Origin of the sequence: Vibrio sp. La 4.2.2, assembly GCF_027586995.1 — a bacterium.
GTDB classification, from domain to species: domain Bacteria; phylum Pseudomonadota; class Gammaproteobacteria; order Enterobacterales; family Vibrionaceae; genus Vibrio; species Vibrio mediterranei.
The window spans coordinates 79,628-98,576 of the sequence record NZ_JAPPTJ010000003.1 but is presented as its reverse complement, the minus strand read 5'-3'; the positions used below and the strand labels follow the sequence as shown (position 1 = coordinate 98,576).

The 18,949-nt window shown below is 51.6% G+C and carries 25 protein-coding genes; 24 read left to right on the top strand and 1 reads right to left on the bottom strand.

The window, feature by feature from the left end; genetic code table 11:
* Window position 1: 1 nt before the first annotated feature.
* Complete coding sequence (locus OH456_RS06790; RefSeq protein ID WP_270033142.1) at window positions 2–382, bottom strand: hypothetical protein; 381 nt, start codon at window positions 380–382, stop codon at window positions 2–4.
* Window positions 383–449: 67 nt separating this feature from the next.
* On the opposite strand from OH456_RS06790, the gene OH456_RS06785 reads away from it, so the two are divergent.
* From OH456_RS06785 to OH456_RS06670, 24 genes are all read left to right on the top strand, one after another.
* Entirely contained in the window at window positions 450–1,088 is a 639-nt protein-coding gene (locus OH456_RS06785) for a hypothetical protein (RefSeq protein WP_270033141.1), read from the top strand.
* 169 nt (window positions 1,089–1,257) lie between these two features.
* Window positions 1,258–1,539 carry an HP1 family phage holin gene (locus tag OH456_RS06780; RefSeq protein WP_270033140.1) on the top strand — a complete coding sequence of 94 codons (282 nt, stop codon included), beginning with the start codon at window positions 1,258–1,260 and terminating at the stop codon, window positions 1,537–1,539.
* A complete protein-coding gene (locus OH456_RS06775) occupies window positions 1,536–2,060 on the top strand; it encodes a lysozyme (protein WP_270033139.1) in 525 nt (174 codons plus the stop codon). The genes OH456_RS06780 and OH456_RS06775 overlap by 4 nt, the downstream gene beginning before the upstream one ends.
* Before the next feature lie 81 nt (window positions 2,061–2,141).
* On the top strand, window positions 2,142–2,831 hold the full coding sequence (locus OH456_RS06770; RefSeq protein WP_270033138.1) for a phage antirepressor KilAC domain-containing protein: 690 nt from the start codon (window positions 2,142–2,144) through the stop codon (window positions 2,829–2,831).
* A 10-nt stretch (window positions 2,832–2,841) separates the two neighbouring features.
* Window positions 2,842–3,324, top strand: coding sequence for a hypothetical protein (locus OH456_RS06765; RefSeq protein WP_270033137.1), 483 nt, complete (start codon window positions 2,842–2,844; stop codon window positions 3,322–3,324).
* Window positions 3,311–3,466 carry a hypothetical protein gene (locus OH456_RS06760; RefSeq protein WP_270033136.1) on the top strand — a complete coding sequence of 52 codons (156 nt, stop codon included), beginning with the start codon at window positions 3,311–3,313 and terminating at the stop codon, window positions 3,464–3,466. The genes OH456_RS06765 and OH456_RS06760 overlap by 14 nt, the downstream gene beginning before the upstream one ends.
* A gap of 261 nt (window positions 3,467–3,727) precedes the next feature.
* Window positions 3,728–4,306 carry a hypothetical protein gene (locus OH456_RS06755; RefSeq protein WP_270033135.1) on the top strand — a complete coding sequence of 193 codons (579 nt, stop codon included), beginning with the start codon at window positions 3,728–3,730 and terminating at the stop codon, window positions 4,304–4,306.
* Window positions 4,290–6,128 carry a terminase gpA endonuclease subunit gene (locus OH456_RS06750; protein ID WP_270033134.1) on the top strand — a complete coding sequence of 613 codons (1,839 nt, stop codon included), beginning with the start codon at window positions 4,290–4,292 and terminating at the stop codon, window positions 6,126–6,128. The genes OH456_RS06755 and OH456_RS06750 overlap by 17 nt, the downstream gene beginning before the upstream one ends.
* Window positions 6,128–6,361 (top strand): gpW family head-tail joining protein, encoded by a 234-nt coding sequence (locus OH456_RS06745; protein WP_270033133.1) that lies wholly within the window; start codon window positions 6,128–6,130, stop codon window positions 6,359–6,361. Before OH456_RS06750 ends, OH456_RS06745 begins: the two co-directional genes overlap by 1 nt.
* Entirely contained in the window at window positions 6,358–7,710 is a 1,353-nt protein-coding gene (locus OH456_RS06740; RefSeq protein WP_270033132.1) for a phage portal protein, read from the top strand. Before OH456_RS06745 ends, OH456_RS06740 begins: the two co-directional genes overlap by 4 nt.
* Window positions 7,694–8,797, top strand: a complete 1,104-nt coding sequence (locus OH456_RS06735) for a S49 family peptidase (RefSeq protein ID WP_270033131.1) — start codon at window positions 7,694–7,696, stop codon at window positions 8,795–8,797. The genes OH456_RS06740 and OH456_RS06735 overlap by 17 nt, the downstream gene beginning before the upstream one ends.
* A gap of 3 nt (window positions 8,798–8,800) precedes the next feature.
* Window positions 8,801–9,133 carry a hypothetical protein gene (locus OH456_RS06730; RefSeq protein WP_270033130.1) on the top strand — a complete coding sequence of 111 codons (333 nt, stop codon included), beginning with the start codon at window positions 8,801–8,803 and terminating at the stop codon, window positions 9,131–9,133.
* A 48-nt stretch (window positions 9,134–9,181) separates the two neighbouring features.
* Window positions 9,182–10,165: a major capsid protein gene (locus OH456_RS06725; RefSeq protein WP_270033129.1), complete on the top strand. Its 984-nt coding sequence runs from the start codon at window positions 9,182–9,184 to the stop codon at window positions 10,163–10,165.
* Window positions 10,166–10,192: 27 nt separating this feature from the next.
* Window positions 10,193–10,504 carry a hypothetical protein gene (locus OH456_RS06720; RefSeq protein ID WP_270033128.1) on the top strand — a complete coding sequence of 104 codons (312 nt, stop codon included), beginning with the start codon at window positions 10,193–10,195 and terminating at the stop codon, window positions 10,502–10,504.
* A 10-nt stretch (window positions 10,505–10,514) separates the two neighbouring features.
* Window positions 10,515–11,138: a phage tail protein gene (locus tag OH456_RS06715; protein ID WP_270033127.1), complete on the top strand. Its 624-nt coding sequence runs from the start codon at window positions 10,515–10,517 to the stop codon at window positions 11,136–11,138.
* Window positions 11,135–11,530: a phage tail terminator protein gene (gene gpU / locus OH456_RS06710; RefSeq protein ID WP_270033126.1), complete on the top strand. Its 396-nt coding sequence runs from the start codon at window positions 11,135–11,137 to the stop codon at window positions 11,528–11,530. Before OH456_RS06715 ends, gpU begins: the two co-directional genes overlap by 4 nt.
* A gap of 3 nt (window positions 11,531–11,533) precedes the next feature.
* Window positions 11,534–12,097: a phage tail tube protein gene (locus OH456_RS06705; RefSeq protein ID WP_270033125.1), complete on the top strand. Its 564-nt coding sequence runs from the start codon at window positions 11,534–11,536 to the stop codon at window positions 12,095–12,097.
* Window positions 12,094–12,516: a phage minor tail protein G gene (locus OH456_RS06700; protein WP_270033124.1), complete on the top strand. Its 423-nt coding sequence runs from the start codon at window positions 12,094–12,096 to the stop codon at window positions 12,514–12,516. The genes OH456_RS06705 and OH456_RS06700 overlap by 4 nt, the downstream gene beginning before the upstream one ends.
* Window positions 12,507–12,806, top strand: a complete 300-nt coding sequence (locus OH456_RS06695) for a hypothetical protein (protein WP_270033123.1) — start codon at window positions 12,507–12,509, stop codon at window positions 12,804–12,806. Before OH456_RS06700 ends, OH456_RS06695 begins: the two co-directional genes overlap by 10 nt.
* A 431-nt stretch (window positions 12,807–13,237) precedes the next feature.
* Entirely contained in the window at window positions 13,238–15,130 is a 1,893-nt protein-coding gene (locus OH456_RS06690) for a phage tail length tape measure family protein (protein WP_443088627.1), read from the top strand.
* Window positions 15,117–15,446: a phage tail protein gene (locus OH456_RS06685; RefSeq protein WP_270033121.1), complete on the top strand. Its 330-nt coding sequence runs from the start codon at window positions 15,117–15,119 to the stop codon at window positions 15,444–15,446. The genes OH456_RS06690 and OH456_RS06685 overlap by 14 nt, the downstream gene beginning before the upstream one ends.
* 269 nt (window positions 15,447–15,715) lie before the next feature.
* Window positions 15,716–16,552 (top strand): hypothetical protein, encoded by an 837-nt coding sequence (locus OH456_RS06680; RefSeq protein ID WP_270033120.1) that lies wholly within the window; start codon window positions 15,716–15,718, stop codon window positions 16,550–16,552.
* A complete protein-coding gene (locus OH456_RS06675) occupies window positions 16,524–17,780 on the top strand; it encodes an MFS transporter (RefSeq protein ID WP_270033119.1) in 1,257 nt (418 codons plus the stop codon). The genes OH456_RS06680 and OH456_RS06675 overlap by 29 nt, the downstream gene beginning before the upstream one ends.
* 2 nt (window positions 17,781–17,782) lie before the next feature.
* Window positions 17,783–18,796, top strand: a complete 1,014-nt coding sequence (locus OH456_RS06670; RefSeq protein WP_270033118.1) for a hypothetical protein — start codon at window positions 17,783–17,785, stop codon at window positions 18,794–18,796.
* Window positions 18,797–18,949 lie beyond the last annotated feature (153 nt).

Below are 18,949 nucleotides of genomic sequence, written 5' to 3'. Positions count from 1 at the left end.
ATCAGAACAATCGGCAAACCTTGTTGTTGGTCTCAATCTCAGCATTTTTATAGAAATGGTGTTGAGGTTGCCCGCCGACAAGCAGCACGTACAGTTTCTTCTCCAGATAAATACCCACTAAATAATGGTCCTTTGGTATTTGGTAGCTCGGCGTCATCGCGTCTTCATCTTCACAGAGGAATCGAACATGAAGCAGCTTGACTCTCCTCAAGCCGATAAGGTTCTCGCCTTCAATAAAGCCACCAAAAGGCGCCTTAAAGGTGTCACCATTTTTCAGAAGCGCTGAGAGTGTGCCTTCATTACGTTTATTAGACCCTATTGGGCCGTGTTCATTCATTCGGTCTAGGCGATAAGCATCGGTGACTTGTATTGAGCGGTACATGATGTATTCTAAGGTATGTATATATATACAGTATATTATCAACAAGGGATTTGTCTAGAGGTGGACTATGGGACTCGTCGTTGGAATAGAACGTTGGCCAATGCCCGTCGCTATCAATATGGCAACGGATGGCATCACCACAAAGCCTATTGAAGGAGTGAGCGTCAAGAGTGGTGGCGACAGTGACCTGGAAATTGGACGACGATTGGATGGGGCGAAAGTCTTGAGTGCCGTCGACGCGATGGATGCCCATCTGATCGATTGGAGTTATTTTGCCTATGCGTCTCCCGGTTGGAACAATCAAGGTAATCGTCGGCGGTTAGTCGAGAGTGTTGCCGCTGATTGGGTGTTTGAAATGCTGCGTCAAGGTCACCTGATTCAACGACGAACCTACGACAAGGTGCTGCCACTCATCCCATTCATCGCTGGTGGTGTGGCGATCGAATTATCTGAAGGTGCGAGAACAGAAATGGTGCGCAGTGAGATTTGGTACCTGCCTGCGGTCTCTCGTTCCACGTTGATAGAAGTGTTGGTGGAGTATGACTGTGAACACAAAAAAGTGAACAGTGAGTCCTTTAAGAAAAGGCGTAAGCGTTACTATCAGAACAATTGGGAGCGATGGCAGGGGCATGTTGACGTGATTCGGACCGTCCTCATGGGTTACGACCAAGCCGCTCAAAAAAGCTTCAAAAAGCACTTGATTTGAAAATGATGGCAGTTTACTGTATGTATTCCTAGTATGGATAAATATACATGAAAGCCGCTCAAGCCCAATTGAGCGGCTTTTTTTATGGCTGGAGTCTTACTCGTCATCATCCGGCGATCTCACAACCCACCTTGCACTTGCTTGGTGGGTTTTCTTTTATGGAGCACGTATGTGGATAGGCAAAAAATTCGTGCTGACCGCGGTGTTGGCCGCGATCACGACGTATTTGACGGTGCGCGGTGAACGGGTGATTCAGTTTTTCGCCAGCGTGACCACGCTCCTTGGCGCGTTTTCGGTCAGCGAATGGGGCGTTATCGGAGGGCTTATCCTTGGTTTAGCCTCATTTATTCTGACCTGGGTGTTCAAATATAAAAACCACAAACTGTTGGTCAAACGTGTGGCAGAGGACACCGCACAGGCGTCGGTGCTGAAAGAGGATGACGGTGAATGACGCGCCGTAAGCGCATCACTTGTTCGGTAGGTGCGGTGATTGCTTTACTGCTAACGGGGATAGTGCCGAATGACGTCAAGCTCTCACACAAGGGTTTGGCATTGATAGGCAATGCAGAACAGTGTCGTCTGACGCCTTATGTTTGTCCCGCGGGCCATATTACCAATGGTATTGGGAACACCCATCACGTCCCTAATGACGTCATCCCCTTAGCGCAGGTCGCTCAGGACTGGGCGAGAAATATCGAAGCGGCGCAACATTGCTTAGAACAGGCGCTTCCGAATACTCGCCTGACTCAGGGACAGTATGACGCGTTTACCTCGTTCATCTTTAACACCGGGTGTGCTCGTTTCCAATTCAATCAAGACGGCTCCAAAACTCAAATCTATCAACACATTACAGCCGGGAACTATACCGCGGCGTGCCACCAGCTTCGGCGCTGGGTGTACGGAGGTGGTGTGAAACTGAAAGGGTTAATCATCCGAAGGCAAAAAGAAACGGCCCTTTGCTTGAGCGATTAATACAACAGAGAACGTCTCGCTCTGAGTTCATACCTTCAGGGCTGAGTGTTCTTCATTTGGGCAATGAAAGAGGAAATGGACATGAACGGATGTATCGTAAAGACAGGGATCTTAACCATGTCTTCTGTGCAGCTGGCCAATTTACTGAACTACGAAAAAAAGGAGATCAACAAGAAAATTCGTTCCATGTTTGGTGATGATACCGCTAGGGAAAACTTTTCCCCAGTTCTCGATAGGCAAGGTCGCGTCGATTATTACAATCTGCCTGAGCTTGAATCTAAAATGTTCGTGGCGAAGCACAATATCGATTATTTAGAAACGATCACACAGTTCTGGATTGACCGCAACAAAGTCACCGTACTCCCAGATTTCACCAACCCAGCGGAAGCGGCTAGAGCATGGGCCGATGAAATTGAACGAAAGCAGAGGGCCGAACAGCGGCTGCTGGAGCAAAAATCGAAAGTTCGATTTTATGACAATCTGGTAGAACGCCACGCGCTAATGACAGCGACTCAAGTCGCACAAAAGCACAAAATCTCCGCCGTGAAATTGAACAAGTTTCTCGATGAACTTGGAGGTGTATACAACGGGACGGTCAAACGCAGTCGGGTCTTCACTCAGTCCTTTATTGACCAACAACTGGGAGAGATGAAGCAGACTGACCTGGGGTTTTCTCAGGCGCTGTTTACGCCAGCTGGTGAAATGTGGGTGGCGGAACGTCTCTATTCAGAAGGCATGGTATCAAGTAGCTATAAAAACTGGATGCAGTAGCAGAGCCACCATGTTACCGCTATCTAAGTTAGTGGGCGCGGCCCCCTTTATCGTATCCGCTATGTTGGCCGTTGCATTGTGGGCGACCGCGAAAGAGGTTGATGAGTTAACGCTAAAGCTCAAAGCACAGACGAACGTCGTGGCACTGAAGCAAAACGAGTTAGGGATGGTTACCGCTAACAACCGTCATCTGAATCAAACGATAATGACGTTAAAGCAGCAGCTACTCAAATCCCAGCAAACGGCTCAGCGCCTGCGTCAATACAACCTTTCCATCGATGCGCAATTACAGCACACCCTGACCGAGTTGGAGAAGCTTGATGATGCCATACCGCCCACACCAGTATGTGAGCTTCGTTTTAGTGATGCTGAGTATGAGCGGATGCAGCAGTTCTACCGGCACACTGCCACCACACATCGTGCACGACAGCCACAGCGTCCCGATGTATCCCCCCGCCGCGCTACTGATCGTGCCCGAGATGCCGTTCCATGATCCGCTTCCGCAAGTCATTCATGCTCAAAACTTAGAGGTGATTCGAAACCGCGATCTTATTTGGCGAGCTTCCATGAACAAGTGCATTAATCAAATCGATGAGATGCGTCAATGGGTGGAGGCGAAACAAGCGCAAGAGTAGGGCGACACGGTGTAAGGGGTTGCCACGTATTGACCACCTTCATTGCTAGCGCTTCGCATTACCTAGGTTGATGTTACTAGCAGCGGTGAGGGTGACCTTTCCCTAATGGGAGGCCGCCACAGGCAACCAATAGAGGCACGTGAGCGTAAAGGTACTTCCTCCCGAGTGCGGCGTTTCTACGGGGCGGACACTCCCGGACTCCGGCAATTTTTTTTTTATTTTTTAGCTCTTACTGGTTCCGGTTTTTAGAGGATTTTGACGATGACGGAAGCCGCTTTAGCGATCGCATTGGGGGTATCAAATAAGACGATTTATAACGCGAAGCAAAAGGGCTTTAAGCCTTATTTATCGGGCGATGGCAAGCTGGTGGTAGACGAATCGGTTCGGGCCTATGTTCGATTTCAATCCAACCTTATCAGGGAGCTCAGTGCCCAAAAACGAACCGGAAAGACCGGAAACAGTCATCGTGACATCCACTCGCCAACCCAGGGCGTGGATTGGAAAGCCGAAAAGGATAAGCAATACGCGATAAAGCTCAAGCTTGCAAACCAACAAGCCGTCGGTGAGCTCGTCCCAGCGGAAGCCATGATCGAGTTATACAACGGTCCCTTGTCCTTCTGCAGAAACAAGTTATTGGGTCTAACAAGTGAGATTCAGCGGCGCACAGACGTCGAACCTGAATTACTTGAGGACATCGATGACGTGGTACGGGACGCGCTAGCAAGACTAGGGGATAAGAGCGCGGATGAACTTGAAGACGTTATCGAGACCATTCTCGAACGCTATTCGCAATATTATTGTGCCCTTGAAGAAGAGGAGGATAGTGGATTGGACGACTGAGCATGAAAACCCACAAGCTCAGATCTACCGACCGAAAGTGTTTCAACGTGCTTGGTTAGAAGCGATGGAACATCCTTATATCGAAACCAGTGTTCTACAGAAAAGTGCTCGGGTTGGTTACGCCATTTTTATGAACTCCGCCGTGGGTTGGATCATCTGCAACGACCCCGGCAACATCATGATTGCGCAAAACACCGAGAACGATGCCGAGAAGTTTGCGGCCAACGAAATCGGCAAAGTACTCACGCACTGTTCGGCGGTGCGACAGCAGTTGTTTGGCCGAAACACCGCCAAAGAGAAACGATTTTTCGGTGGTGAACTGGGCATCGTTTGGGCCACATCGGCCAACTCATTTCGTATGGCCACCATTCGTTATTTGTTTTTGGATGAGGTCTCGGGCTATCCGGATAATGTAGACAGAGAAGGTGACCCGCTTGACTTGGCCATGGTTCGAACCGAGACCGAAGCGCAACGAAAAATCGTCATGGGTTCAACACCCAAGGAAAAAGGGACGTGCAAAATCAGTCGAGAGTTTCTCCTTGGGGACCAACGTTACTTTTACGTGCCTTGTCCGCATTGCCAACACCTTCAACGTCTTAAACTCGACCACTTTCGCTACGATCCGAACGACGTCAAATCGGCACATTTTGCCTGTGAGCACTGTGGTCAGGCCATTCGAGAGCAGCATAAATACCGTGCGGTGAGTCAGGGGCAGTGGCGAGCGACGCGGGAGTTTACCTGTTGTGGCGCGCATCAAGAGCCTGAGTTGTGGGACCACACGGGTACGGCGCTTTGTCGACACTGCCACAAGCCGGGCGACACTAACGAGCGCGGTAAAGTGAACGCGAGTTGGCATATTTGGTCGGCGTACAATGACAACCCCAACACGTCACTCGCGGCCATTGCGGCCGAGTACGAGCGGGCAAAAAACGACGCATCGAAAATGCAGACTTTCATGAACACGAGGGTAGGCGTGGCGTATTCGGATGCCGCTGAGCACTATAAGCTGCAAGGGTTTGAGCAGCTGTACACTCGACGAGAGTGTTGGTCGCCGCATCGTCCATTGCCCAAAGAGACGCGATGTATTCTTGGCTCTGTCGATACACAGAAACGTCGATTCGAATACCACCTTTGGGCGGTGGGTGAGAATGGCGAAACGTGGGCATTGGATTACGGGGCCGTGCATGGTGATCCCGAAGACGAACAAATCCAAGCGCAACTGTTAGATAAGCTGAGCCGACCTTTTTTGATGATCGACGGTCGGGAGCTGGTGGCTTATGCGGTGGTGATGGACTGCAATGGTCACGCCTGGAAAGCCATGCTCGAATTTGTGGTGCCCTATCAAGGGTGGCTCTATGCCATTCGAGGCGACGCGTATGGCAAAAATAAGTTCAGTACCGATCTGACGCTGTCTTACCGCGTTCACAAAGAAGTCGGGTGTGAGTATCGAACTATTAATGTGCACCAATTGAAAAACAAAGCCGCGGAGCGCTTAAACCTGCTCCGATTTGGCAAGAATTACCTTCATTACCCCAACTGCGAACCGTTCAATCTCGACTATTTCCAAATGCTCACCGCGGAGCACCTGATTGGCAGTGGGGCGAACGTAAAATGGGCCATCAAACCGGGGCATAAGCGCAATGAGCCCTGGGATTTGCTGGTGTATTTCCTTTGGCTTTATGAATACTTACGACCGTCGATACGTCTTGCCAGTCCTGATGCGCCACTGGGGCTGCGACGTCATCACACCGAGTCCACGCAATCGGATGAGTTTGCGCCTTATCACGATGGCTATGAACTCTCTGATTATGAGAATTACTGATGACCATCTATGCCAGTCAAGACAATCTCGACAAAGTTCAGCACGCCATTACCGAACTGGTTGAAGGCAAGCGACAGGTCAAAGTGGAGTACGTCACGAGCGATGGCTTTAAAAACGCCTTCGAATACGCGCCCGTGAACCTGACGGAATTACGAAACATCGAACGAGCCTTGCAGGCGTCGCTTAATCCGATCCCAACTCTGAGTAGCATAGAAGTGGAGATCGTATTTTGAGCTATTCCACGACAGCGGAATCGCCGTTGTTCTCAGACGCCGAGGCGCACGATAACACGCGAAGTGAATCGGCACTGAGCAAAGAAATCAAAGCCAGTCACCACTTATTAAGAAACAATCCAGTGGTGCGTATTGGGGCCACACGCTATCGAGCCAGTTGTATCGGAAATGGCGCAACTCCAGTGTTTGATCCCGATGTGTATCCTGACGCGTTTTTGACGGCTTTTCGGGATTGGACCCATTACAGTGACTTTTCCGACCAAACCAACTTTGCTGGTGTTCAAGCGCTTGCAGTGATGACGGCGATTGTCGAAGGACGGGCGTTCATAGTACGACGCCGCACCAATGGCTTGATCCCGTTGCAACTCGACGTCGTGAGTCCGACCTGTCTTGCGAGCGAGCTCGAACAGCAAGGGAGCCGTGGATACATTCGAGGCGGTGTCCATTACGCCAAGAATGGCAAACCCAAGCGATACGCGTTCTACTCGCTCCCCAAAGACCATCCGCAATTTTCCGATACGGCGGTGGTGTGGTTGCGGGTTGAGGACGTCATTGATATTCGCGATGTGTTTCACCCAGGGCAGTCTGGCGCTCAGCCTTGGGTGACCGCCGGTGCGGACTTTGCGAAACAGTACAAAGACAACCAAACCGTGGAAATCAAATCCCGAATGAAGCGCCAAGGCCAGCAAGTCTACGCACTAAAAGACGCGGAGTTACCCCAACATGGGCAAGGGCCTCACGTCGACAAGGAAAAGCTCATGGTGCGAGCGGGCGATCTCACGGTGTTGAATGGGATAAAAGACATCAAAACCGCCTCGCCACCGGAAGTCACCGGAAATTATCAAGAGCACAACAACCAAGTGTTGAGAATGATTGCAGGATTGTTTGGGATCCCGTTCGAAATGCTCACTGGCGATTTAACTCAAGTGAATTACTCGTCGATAAGAGCGGGCATGATCAATCACCGCCGATTTATCGGTCAATTTCGAACCATCTATCTGGAGCCGGCGTTCAATAAGGTGATTCGTTGGTTTTGCGAGGCCTACCATCTGACCTCAGGCCCTGAACTCCCAGCGTTTTTTGACAACCCATACCCCTATACCACGCCGCAGTGGGTGTGGCCAGAATGGGAAGAAATTGATCCGCTGAAGGCGGCGAAGGCCCTCGCTCAAGAATTGCAACTGGACATCATTTCCATGGAGAAAATTGCCAACCAACGAGGCAGCACCTTAGCACACCATTTAGACAGTGTGCAGCGCAGCAAACAGGCCGCTGAAGAGAGAGGTATTCCCCGACATGCGACATCTATTACAGTTACTGACGAGCCAAGTGATGATGATAACGACTGAGGCTCATCAGACGTATTACCATGCGCTTCGCGACTATTACAACAGTCCAAGATTGTTTGTGGCAGACGGTGCGGGACGAACCCAATGCCATGAGGAGACACTGGGTCATATTACGGTATTTGGACCCACGACGCATCGATTTCGCGGCCTAGACGCCCATTGCGAGGTCCTTCGCAGTTACCGTGACATTCGTGCCGAGATCGCCGCCGCACTGGTCGACGATTCGATTGCCAAGATCGTCATCGAGTTTGACGGTCCAGGTGGTGAGAGCAGAGGGCTGTTTGACTTGCTGGATTACCTGCGAGAGGCCAAGCAAACCAAGCCCATCGTTGGCTTCATCAATGGCACATCATTTTCTGCCAATTATGCCATCGCGAGTCAATGTAGCGAACTGTATATGACCCCGCACAGCCTGGCCGGTTCCATTGGCGCTATTTTCTGTCGAGAAGAGCGCACCGACGGTGACACCAAGGTGCACTACATTGCCTCGGGTGAGGCAAAAGCCGATGGCCAGCCCTATTTAGCGATGACAGAAGCCGAAACCCAGCGCTGGCAAACGCTCATCAATGAGACCGCGGCCACGTTCTTTCACCGTGTTGCCGAGGCACGGCACATGACCCCCGATGGTATCGAAGCCCTCCAAGCCCGTATTTTTAATGCTGAGCGCATGTTGGAGTTAGGGCTGATTGATGGCATCAAAACTGAAGAGGAAATGAGGACCATGATGATGTCTATTGCCAAGCACCAGCGGATTGTCGCTGACCTGCAAGCTGAGCATGAACAATCGCTCAATGCTCTGACTCAAACCAACCACGAGTTATCCGAGCGGATACAACAGGTGACCATCCAAGCCCAAGAGCTAGGAGAAAAGCAGCGTCGCCTGCTTCAGCAAGTCGACCAATTGGCCGCGTCTGCTGGGGTTCGCGACATCGCCGCTGAGCTGGTCGTCGAGGGGGCGGATTTGGCGTCCGCCAAAGAGAAAATCAAGATTGAAGCGGCCAAGCGTGATGAAGACTTGTCGCTGAATTCGACCCTCGAAAACCGTGATCAGGTCTTCGATATGACCCAATTAATAAAGGACGCGTAACCCATGATTAACTCTATCGTCAAACCCGTCTCCCAGTCACTCCTTTTACTTTGGACTCACGAACGGGGTGAGCTGTGCAACAAAACCCTCACTGCGGCCGCCTCATACCCAATGGGCACGATTGTCGACAAACTGGGTGAACCCATTGACCCGACGTCGGCCTCTTGGGATGCCAGCCAGGCGTATGGCATACACATGCAAAAGGGTCAGGTGTATTGGGCGCATTCGGTATTCAACGACGACTACCTTCATTGGCCCACGGGCATTAGTGACGACGACAAACACGATGTGATTGCACATTTGGAACGCCAATTTCTGATCATCAAACAGGCGTGATACCACTGCGTGAACACGCTTATTTCCAGTAAGTAAGGCACCTACGTTATGGACCACATTTTTGACCATGAAGCGTTTCAGCTTCATAACCTCACCACCGCGTACAACTACTCAACGCCGATTGAGTCGGAAGTGCTCGATATGTTTAGGACTGAACCCGTAGAACACCGCACGGTGATGTTGGTGAAATCGGGTCACTACCTCCAAGTCTTGATGCCGGGTGAAATCGGACAACACCCAAACATCGATACGCATGATCCAGAAGAAGCGGTACCGGTGGTTCTCATCCGTTATCCATTTGATAGCGCCATCGTTCCCGACGATCTGAGCCGAATTAAGTCATTGAAAGACAAAAAGCTCCAAGCTCAAGATCTGGCCACACTGACGAAGTCTCACATGGGGAAACACCGCGCCAACCATCGTTATACCGCCGCGTTTACCGCGTATTCTGCGCTCAAAGGTATCGTCAAGAACAAGAAAGGGGACGTGTTGGTGAATCTTCACAGTGTCATGGGCACCACGCCACGGCAATTGGATCTCAAATTAGGGACGCCGACGACCGACGTCCCACAACTGTTGCAAGCGCTCGCCAAGAAAAATCGTGAGCTTTGCAAAGATTATGGCCATTTGCTGCAGAACGGGACCACCGTCCGCATTGGCTCTGACATGATCTACCAAATCCTCATGCATGCCTCGGTGGAGCAGTTTTATGGCGCTGAATTGTATCCAAGGCTGTTGGTGAAATGGGCAGACGACCCGACTCGCATCAAGATCTGTGGGATTAATTTCATTGCCGATGAGGTGGACGAAGTGGTCAGTCGTGGTGCCAGTTACCCGAATGTCCAATCCGGTTTGTTCGCCATGCTGAGAGCGCCCGCCGATGTGCTCAGTGGTAGCACCAAAAACCGTGAATGCTACATTACCACGGAGCGCAAAAAGCACGATGAAGGGTTGGAAATCCGTTCTCGAGCCATTTACTTGCCCATTGTCCGTAATCCGCAACTGATTTGCGAACTTCATTCGTCCAATTAATGGACATGGAACTGGGAGCGACGCCTCATGACGGTTGATGAACTGGTCATTCGAACCCAGCAAGTGATCTGGACCCGCCTCGGTGAAGCGGTGATGATTGGAGACAAAGGCCCATATTTGGCTTTGAAATCCGAGGGAACGACCTCCCTTGAAGCCATGCCAGCCCCAAGTTACTACCTGTTGTTTCAAGGCAACTCTGGCGTTCAAGCCAGACTGAGTGACCGTATCAGGTTTATGAACACGAACCAGCGTGGCGTGTGCGTGACCCCTTCTTTTCGGTCGGACAATAAAGTGATCGTCCAATACGAACCCGACGACCTGTCGGAGCGCCTGAGTTAGAGGAGGGCGTATGGCAACGTGGTATCAATCCCCCTCCGTCTATGCACACATTAAGATCGCGGCTCAACGACTTCAGCAGTTCTCTAACACCGCCGTGCCGAATGCGGTTTATCGAAGCATCAATCAAGTGGGGATGGTGTCAGAGCGGCAGACCATCAAAGCGATTGCCAAGGCGGAACGGATCCCTCAAAAAGCGATTCGTCCTCGCATCCGTCCTATCAAACGTGCCAGCGCGCGATCCCCTTCACGTCAAACCAAAGTGCGGTTGGCCCCGCTGATGGCCAGTCGGCTTGGCACACTGCGTCAAACTCGACGAGGTGTCAGCGTGGGTCGACATCGGTTCGTAGGGGCGTTCATCGCAGACGGGCATCACGGATATGGACGCTATGTCACCAAAAGACAACGTCATCGCAGCCATAGACCGTATCGCGCCACCACCCTTAATCAGACGATGGTGCTCAAACGAAAAGCCAAAGGGCGGTACCCTCTGGTTGCGATCAAACTCGATATTCAGACGGTGACGCTTGAACATTATCGACGCCAAGTCAGGTGGGCTTACAACCACCTATTTCCTCAAGAAATGGCCAAGCAGTTGCGTCGAGAAGTGGACAAGCTGGTAAGACGATGGGCATGAAGCCAAACGCCATCCTACGCCAACGCGTGTTGACCGTGTTGATGGCCAGAATGCCCGATTCGACGTTCAAAACCACTGTATCCGGCTGGCGACTGCTCGCCGTAGAAGAAACCCCCGCGTTAATGGTGTACCTCGATGAGGGGGAGCTGACGTCGCTCTATCTCGATGAGCATGACGCGTGGCAAGGCGTCCTGACGGTGTCGGTGTATTTGGGAGCGGGAACGACCGACGAGCAGCTCGACCGTCTGGGCGACAAGGTTTTACAGGCGTTGCCTGACCATTACCGGTTCCCTAGGCTGGCCACGCTTCATCGTCGAGGCTTCCGATATGAGCGCAGTGAAGAGGGGACCTATCGCGCATTGCATTTCACTCATACCTATCAAATGGAGTAAACCATGAGCAAGTACGGCATGATCCCGGTTGCGGGAAAAGGCAATATTGTCAGTGTGTTAAAGAAAAGCGTCACCATTGAGACGGCGCTCTCTGCTGGGGAGGCTGATGACGCCAACTGGGACCATATTGGTTACCTCGCGGGTATCACCCCAGTGACGATGACCAAAGAAGTGAACGCCGAAGTTTACCTGGACAACCCTGATGGTTATACGACGAAGTCGACAGGCGGTAAGGATGCCGGTGACTTATCCTTTCAGATTGGCTATGCCCCAGGTCTAGCGGTACAACAACGTTTGGTGGACATCTACGATGTCTCCAATGGTGAAGTGGAGAAAAATTGGTATCGGGTGAAGTCGCCAACAGAAGATCCCAGCCATTACGTCGTGAACATGTATTACGGCCCGATGAGTGGTCTCGGCGCCCCCAGTGCGATTGAAAACTCCGCGGACATGAAGCGCGATATTACGGTCGCTGTGGAAGGTCGTCCGAAACTGGCCGAAGATTTCCTTCGGTCTGCTTTGACCCGGCCAACCAGTCCTAACATGAAAACGAACGCCGCGTCATGACGCTATTAAACACCGCGCAGTTGACCGTTGGATCGCGCGCTTACACACTCAGTGAGTTTACGGCGCTGGATAGAATTCGCGATCTCGAGCACGCGGTAGGTCATCAGCCCGTTCCTCTGAATGACGACGCGACCACTGAGCAACAGCAACGACACATCATCCAGCTAGAGCGTATGACGTTGGATAATATGGCACATAGCTTAGCGCTCTCATTAAGCCACACCAGTGACGACAGTGTGGCATTCTTAGAAAACCTGGTGAAAACCGAATGGCCACAACGGGCATTCACGACCGCCTATGACATGCTGACGGAACTCAACAAAGGTGAAGACGTAGCGAACGAGAACGTCGATGAGGTGGCGTTGGGAAAGCGCTGGATAAGGCTTGGGCGTTGGCGCACGATTTGGCCTTGGAACTAAAACGCATCGATGTCGAGCAGCTGCTCAATGACATGTCCCTCAGCCAATATCGCCGTTGGCTTACCTATATCGCCCGCAATGGGCTGACACATCGAAATCAAGAACGTTTGCTCCAACAACTTAATGCCGGGGTGCTCAATGCAAGCGGTCGTTGGGCATCCCCGGTATTGGCCCAAGACTTTGACTGGCGAAGAGAGCATGAGCGCGAGCCCCAAGCGCTATCGCAAGTTGTCCTCACCCAACTGCTTTGTGAGCGAGCGTCCATAAGAGCGCCAGATCATGAAGGGTAGGAGCAGAGATGCCACAACGTTTTATTGAACTCATTGCGACGTTAGATGCCGACACGGCGAGGCTCGATCGTAAAGTGAAGCGAAGTGGTCAAGCGGTGACGGAATATGGCGGCAAGGCGAAAAGGACCGAGAGACACAACCGAAAATTGGGTGACAGCTTCAAACACGCGGCTCGATCGGTTCAGCTTTTGCCTGGGCCACTGGGTGGCGCGGCCAGTCAAATGGGCTTGCTATTGGACAGTGTGTCTGGCGTCGGCGTCGCGCTTAGTGGGGCGACGATTGGCGCGACCGCATTCGTGGGGGCCATCGCCGCCGGGCTACCCGTGTTAGCAGAAACCGAGCGGCGGATGCTGCAACAAGAACAGCTCTTGAAAGCGACGCATCATGCCAGTGGGTATACCGCCGAGCAATTAGACTCACTCGCACGCAAGGTGGCCTCGGCCACGCTGACCAACACCGAACATGCCAGCAAAGCGATTGCGGTGATGTTGACGTTTCGTTCGGTAATGAATGACCAAAATAACACGTTCGAGCGTGCGATTTACCTCGCCCAAAGTATGGCGAGTGTGTTTGGGGGTGACATCACCAGTTCCGCTAAACAGTTGGGCAGAGCGCTCGAATTGCCGAGTGAAGGGATGACCGCCTTAAGACGCTCTGGCGTCACATTCACTGAGACTCAGCGAGAGATGGTCGCCGCGATGGAGGAGGCGGGTGATGTAGCGGGCGCTCAAGCCTTGATTTTGGCCGAGCTGGAAGAACAGTTGGGGACCGGTTCGGGGGCGGGTGGCGCAGAAGCACAAGGCCTAGTCGGTGCGGTGGACAGCTTCACTCAGTCTTGGGATGAGATGCTGGAATCGTTGGCGGACAAGTCGGGGGCAATGGTTTTTGCGACGACCACGTTAAAAGGCTTCAGTGAGATCTTTAATGACATTCGTGCGGTGGTCGACCCAGAGCCGCTTAAGGAGTTCAATGCATTGCTGCAAGAGCGCATGGACTTGGACAAACGAATCAAAGCGATGGGGGATCCTGATGCGTTACCTGCCATTAATCCATTTGGTGAGTCGAAAAACAGCTGGTTCAATGCCCAAGTTCGTTATGGTGAAGTCACAAGACGACTGCGCCAGTTACAAGACAACGCAAAGCAAGCGTCTATCCAATCAGCCAAAGCACAAGAACAAGCTCGGCAAGCGGCGGACCAACGTGCACAAGCACGAGAAAAAGCCCGTCAAAAAGCGGCGCAGGATGCGGCATCAGTGCGTGCGGCGCAAGAAGCGAACCAAGAGGCCACACGTCAAAAGCGGCTTGAGGAGTCGGACAAACGAGAGCGGGCTAGAGCAGAGCAGCAAGCTGATGATTGGTTGGTGACGTTGTCACGAAGAAATCTCAGTGAAATGGCGTTATTGAACGCTCAATACATGGACGAAGCGGTTTTATTGCAACGGCAACGACAGGACCGCTTGATAGGAGTGCGAGAATTTAACATTGCGCTTGAGGATATCCAAACTTACTACGCGGACAAGCGCCTTGCGCTTATCAAACGTCAACATGAAGAACAAGAAAAGGCGCAGCAAGGATTCTGGGACCGTTACACCGAATCCATGCAGGAATCGGCATTTCAAACCGACGAACTTTGGCGGAAGACGTTCGATGGGTTTACGACGCACTTTGGTCAGGCCTTTGCGTCGGTGATCATGCAAAGTGAATCGTTGGGGGACGCATTTAAGGCGATGGCGCAAGGGTTGGCGCAATCCATGTTGAGCGCGATTGGTAAGATAATGGCTCAGCGTCTCGTGCTTTGGACGTTGGAAAAGACGATGTTTGCGAAGGGTGTATCGAGTCAGGTGGCACAAGTGTCCGCTGAAGCCCACTCGGCGTCCAAAGTCGCCGCGATCAACGCGTACAAATCCACCGCCGCTATCCCTTACACCGGGCCGCTTATGGCACCTGCGGCCGCGGTGGCGGCCACGGCATTTACTGAACCGTTGGCCATTGCGGCGACCGCCGCCGCCGCTGGTGGGCTCGCGGGTATGGCGCACGATGGCATCTCGGCGATCCCCAAAGACGGTACGTGGCTATTGGAAAAGGGGGAGCGGGTCTACTCCCATCCTGCCGCGGATAAATTGGACCGCATGTATGAGCTTCTTGAATCGGGACGCCGAAGTTCAACAGGCGTCAACGACATACATCTCAACGTGACCATCCCGTCGGAGAGCCACTTAGATCTTGAGGCCATTCATACCCTGACTGGGCAGTTTCGGCATGTGGTTAAAGAAGAGTTGGTGGAAAACCTAAGACCGGGAGGGCTATTGGATGCATCGATTTAACTGGGTCCCTGTCGCCGGATTAGGTCGTCATTGCGAGCCGAAAATTAAACAAGTGGCGTTTGGTGATGGGTATCAACAACGCGCCCCCGATGGCATTAATCACGCCTTACGACGGTATTCCGCCACGTTCAAAGAAGACGCAGAGGTCATTCGAGCCATTGACGATTTCTTGTTTGATCGAGGCGCGGTTGAAGCGTTCTTGTTTGTGCCATTTGGTGAGTGGCAGGAGAGAGTAGTGCTCTGTAAGTCGTGGCGAGTGGTGGAGAACGGGCTCAAGGGAGAGTTAAGTGCGGTATTTGAAGAGGTAGTCAAGTGATTTGTTGCTTATCTGTGAGATCTTAGTTCCAAGATGACAAAGTCAGACATTATCTCGTGACGAATGTTGTTAATGTTTTGTTACACATTAATGACGTGCTAGCAATGCGATATCCCCCATCGTGTGCTAGCGGAGGGCCAGGATGGTTCCTTGATTTGCGTCAGGTGACCGCAATGCGGTGAACCTATGCGCTGATCAGTGATGAATGTGTTGCGGATGGCCGCATTATGCTGTTTCGGCCTTCATATTGTTATTGATAAGGAGTTGTCATGACATTTGAAGACATACTGGAGGTATCCAAACGTATTCACGTTTTGGATCTGGGTGCGAAGTGTTACTCAGCAGAGAGGGTGAATTACCACGACCTCATGGATACCCATGTTTGTGGCGTGGATGTGTCTTTGGACAACAGTGCCATGACCCCTTATCGCCCTTTCGATCAGGAAATTGAGGCGGTGATAGGCGATGGGTCGTCTCGACTCTTTTACGTTACTGAGTGTGAAGACTACTCATCGTTGTTTGAGCCAAACCCTCAGTGGTTGGCTTACTGTCAAACGTTAAATCAATGGTTAAAAGTTAAGCAAACCCCATTGGTGGATACGGTCACGCTCAACACTCTCGAACTGTATCATACACCTGACTTCATCAAGTCGACACTTCAAGGTGCCGATCTGTACGCGATTGTGCATGGCAATCGCTATTTTGAACACGCCCTTGTGGTAGAAATCAAAGTGGCTTTTCTCCCTCTCTACTTAGGTCAACCCTTGTTTTCGGAAATCGAACTGTTAATGAGAAAACGGGGCTTCGTGTTTCATACCTTCACGACCGAAGGGGCGGGGGCCAGTCATCTTGCAGATCCGACGAATGCGGACGGCAATTCGTGTAAGCAATGGCTGTGGTCGCACGCGGTTTTCATTCGGGATATCTTTACCGCGCGATTGGCGGCGGATCAGTATCTCAAAATGGCGATGATTGCCCACAACGTGTATCAGTCCTACGATTTAGCGCTGCATTGTTTGAAAAAATCCGAGGTCGACGAGTCCCCTTATCACGCGTTTTTAACTCAGGAGTGGCAAGGTGAATCTTTTAGCCTTTCTGACTTCTAGTACGCTGAACCTGATCGCGTATCGAAGTTTTTCGATCATCTTTATTTGGTCGGTTGTGAGCACGACCGATGTGGACCACTTCGTTCTAGGCGGCGTAGTGGCACTGGTGTGGTGGTTTAATCTATTTGCCCTGCCGTTGGCGGCGGATTGGTTACTCCGATACTCGAACAAAGCTGTATTAATGGTGGTCGCCATCGCGTCAATAATTGCCATCACCACCTTCTGGTTGACCTATACACACCTTGAGTCGTCTTGGGTGTTACTGTCGTTGTGTGCTTCTGTGTTGGCCGCCACAAATGTCATGGCGACAAGCAGTATCAAACGCTACATTCCTGCCATCACTGACCAGTCAACGTTTCATCGAGCGGTGGGCATCGCTTCGACCGTGAGTACGTTTCAAGTCATTATTGGTGCCTTATTAGGCGGCAGTGCCATCGTGTTATTTGGTCTCGACACTGCCATCAAAATCGTGGTGATCCTGTATGGGGTCGCCTTCTTCTTTCTGCTTTTTATCTCGCTCTCCACTCCCCACGCTGCGAGCGTCAGCGACGCCTTTCCCCGCCGCATTGCGGCGGGGTTTAAGGTCTTACATATCATCGACAGTGAACGTGTACTCTGCTACACCGCCATGGTGACGAACTTTGTGATCGCACCCTACCTCTTGGTGGTGGTTCCGTATCATGTGGCGGTCCAACTGCATGAAGCGCCGACCTTGTTAGCGCTCTTCGATGCCTCGTTTGCTTTCGGCATGATATTGGGCGCCGCGGTTCTTCTTCAAGTTGACTTTAACGTCCATCAGCGTGTGTTGCCTGTCGTGGTAGGGAACATGTTAGTGGGTATTGGGGTCATGTCTTTTTCCCTATTTGACCTGACCGGACTTCAGACCCTTAGCCTATGTGTGTCTGGGGTTGGCCTTACCATGAGGGGGGTCGCATGCAATGGTCTTCGGGCTTTCGCCGCTCCAAACAGTCATCGAGTCCGACTCGAAGGAACGGTATTTTTCCTTTGCATGTTGGCCATCCCTTTTGGTAGCCAATTGTTTGGTTACCTTATCGGGACCTTGGATGGGACCTCACTTCGTATCGCCTGCCTTTTGCTGGGAGCCGTGGTGGTCGTGGTGTCGTTTTGGCCGATGTTGTCAAAACCGACGTTGTTCATGCTTAGGCAAACGAACAACCAACTTGATCAACTGTATCAAAAGCGCTATCCCACAGCGTTTGGAGATTAGCTATGGATGGTTTACAAGAGCATAATTGGGCCCGCCCAAGCGCGGACCACGCTCGCCAACTCATGGAAAAAACACTTCGTGAACTCGGCGCAAGCTTTATCGACATCGCTGAGGTTTGCGGTTATACGAGCAGAGACATTCTGGTGGTGTTTCGGCAAAATTTCATCATCAATAGCGACCCCGCGCTGTTCTTCTTAGCGCATGAATCGTTGTTACAGGCATTGAAAGAGAACGACTTACCTGCCTGTGTCGACATCTTCGATGCATTGTACGAGCAGTGTCTTCACATTGTGCAGCGACCCAGTTCGGTACGGTATTCTCGTTATGGGTTGACGTATTCGTCACCCATTGAAATCTTGATGAAGAGCGAACTAGAGCGCCAGTATTCAGGGCTTTCTGAGGAGTGCCGTGCCCCCCAATGCTCGTTTTACACACCAGATGTGGATGAGTCGCAGCGCACTGTTGATATGGCCAACGAGATCCAACGCTGGTGTCTTCGGGCGGACTTAGAGCACTTTACGGAAATCAAAACACTGATCAAACGCATTGTGTTGGTGGGGGCGAGTGACGTTGAGGCAACCTGTTACGTCAACATAGTGGGGGCGGTGTTTATGCGAACGTATGAGCCTTCCAAAGAGCATTGGTCACGAGTGTTTGAGCAAGTTGTATGTGAGTCGGCGTATAACTTGCTCTGCCACTTATGGTTTCACAGTGCACCTATCGCAGACGAGACAAGGACGAGCTTATCGTCGTTTCGTGCCAGTTTGAGCCCTCTTAGCAAGGTATATCGCACGATGTTTGTGTCGGCTCGAGCCATATATGGGTGTGAAGCTCTCTTCAATAATGCCTTGCTCCAACCCGAAGATGTCGACAGTCATTACTACTCCACACCGCTCAAAGAGACCTTTGCGCAAAGCGTTCGCGTCCTTGAGTCGTCGGGAAAACTGACCCGATTTGGGTGGCAACTCTTAGCGAACTGTAAGGCACTGGTCAATGCGTGTCGTTGCCCCCTTTAGCGCTCGGATGTGAGTAAAATTGGTTAAATTTTGTACGAGATCTCTGTTCCATCATGACAAACTTGGACAAAGTATATTCACCTATGGTGATAGCGTTATGTTGCACATAAAGCATGTGCAAGGTTGTACCTCATCATTCATGTTAAAAGGAAG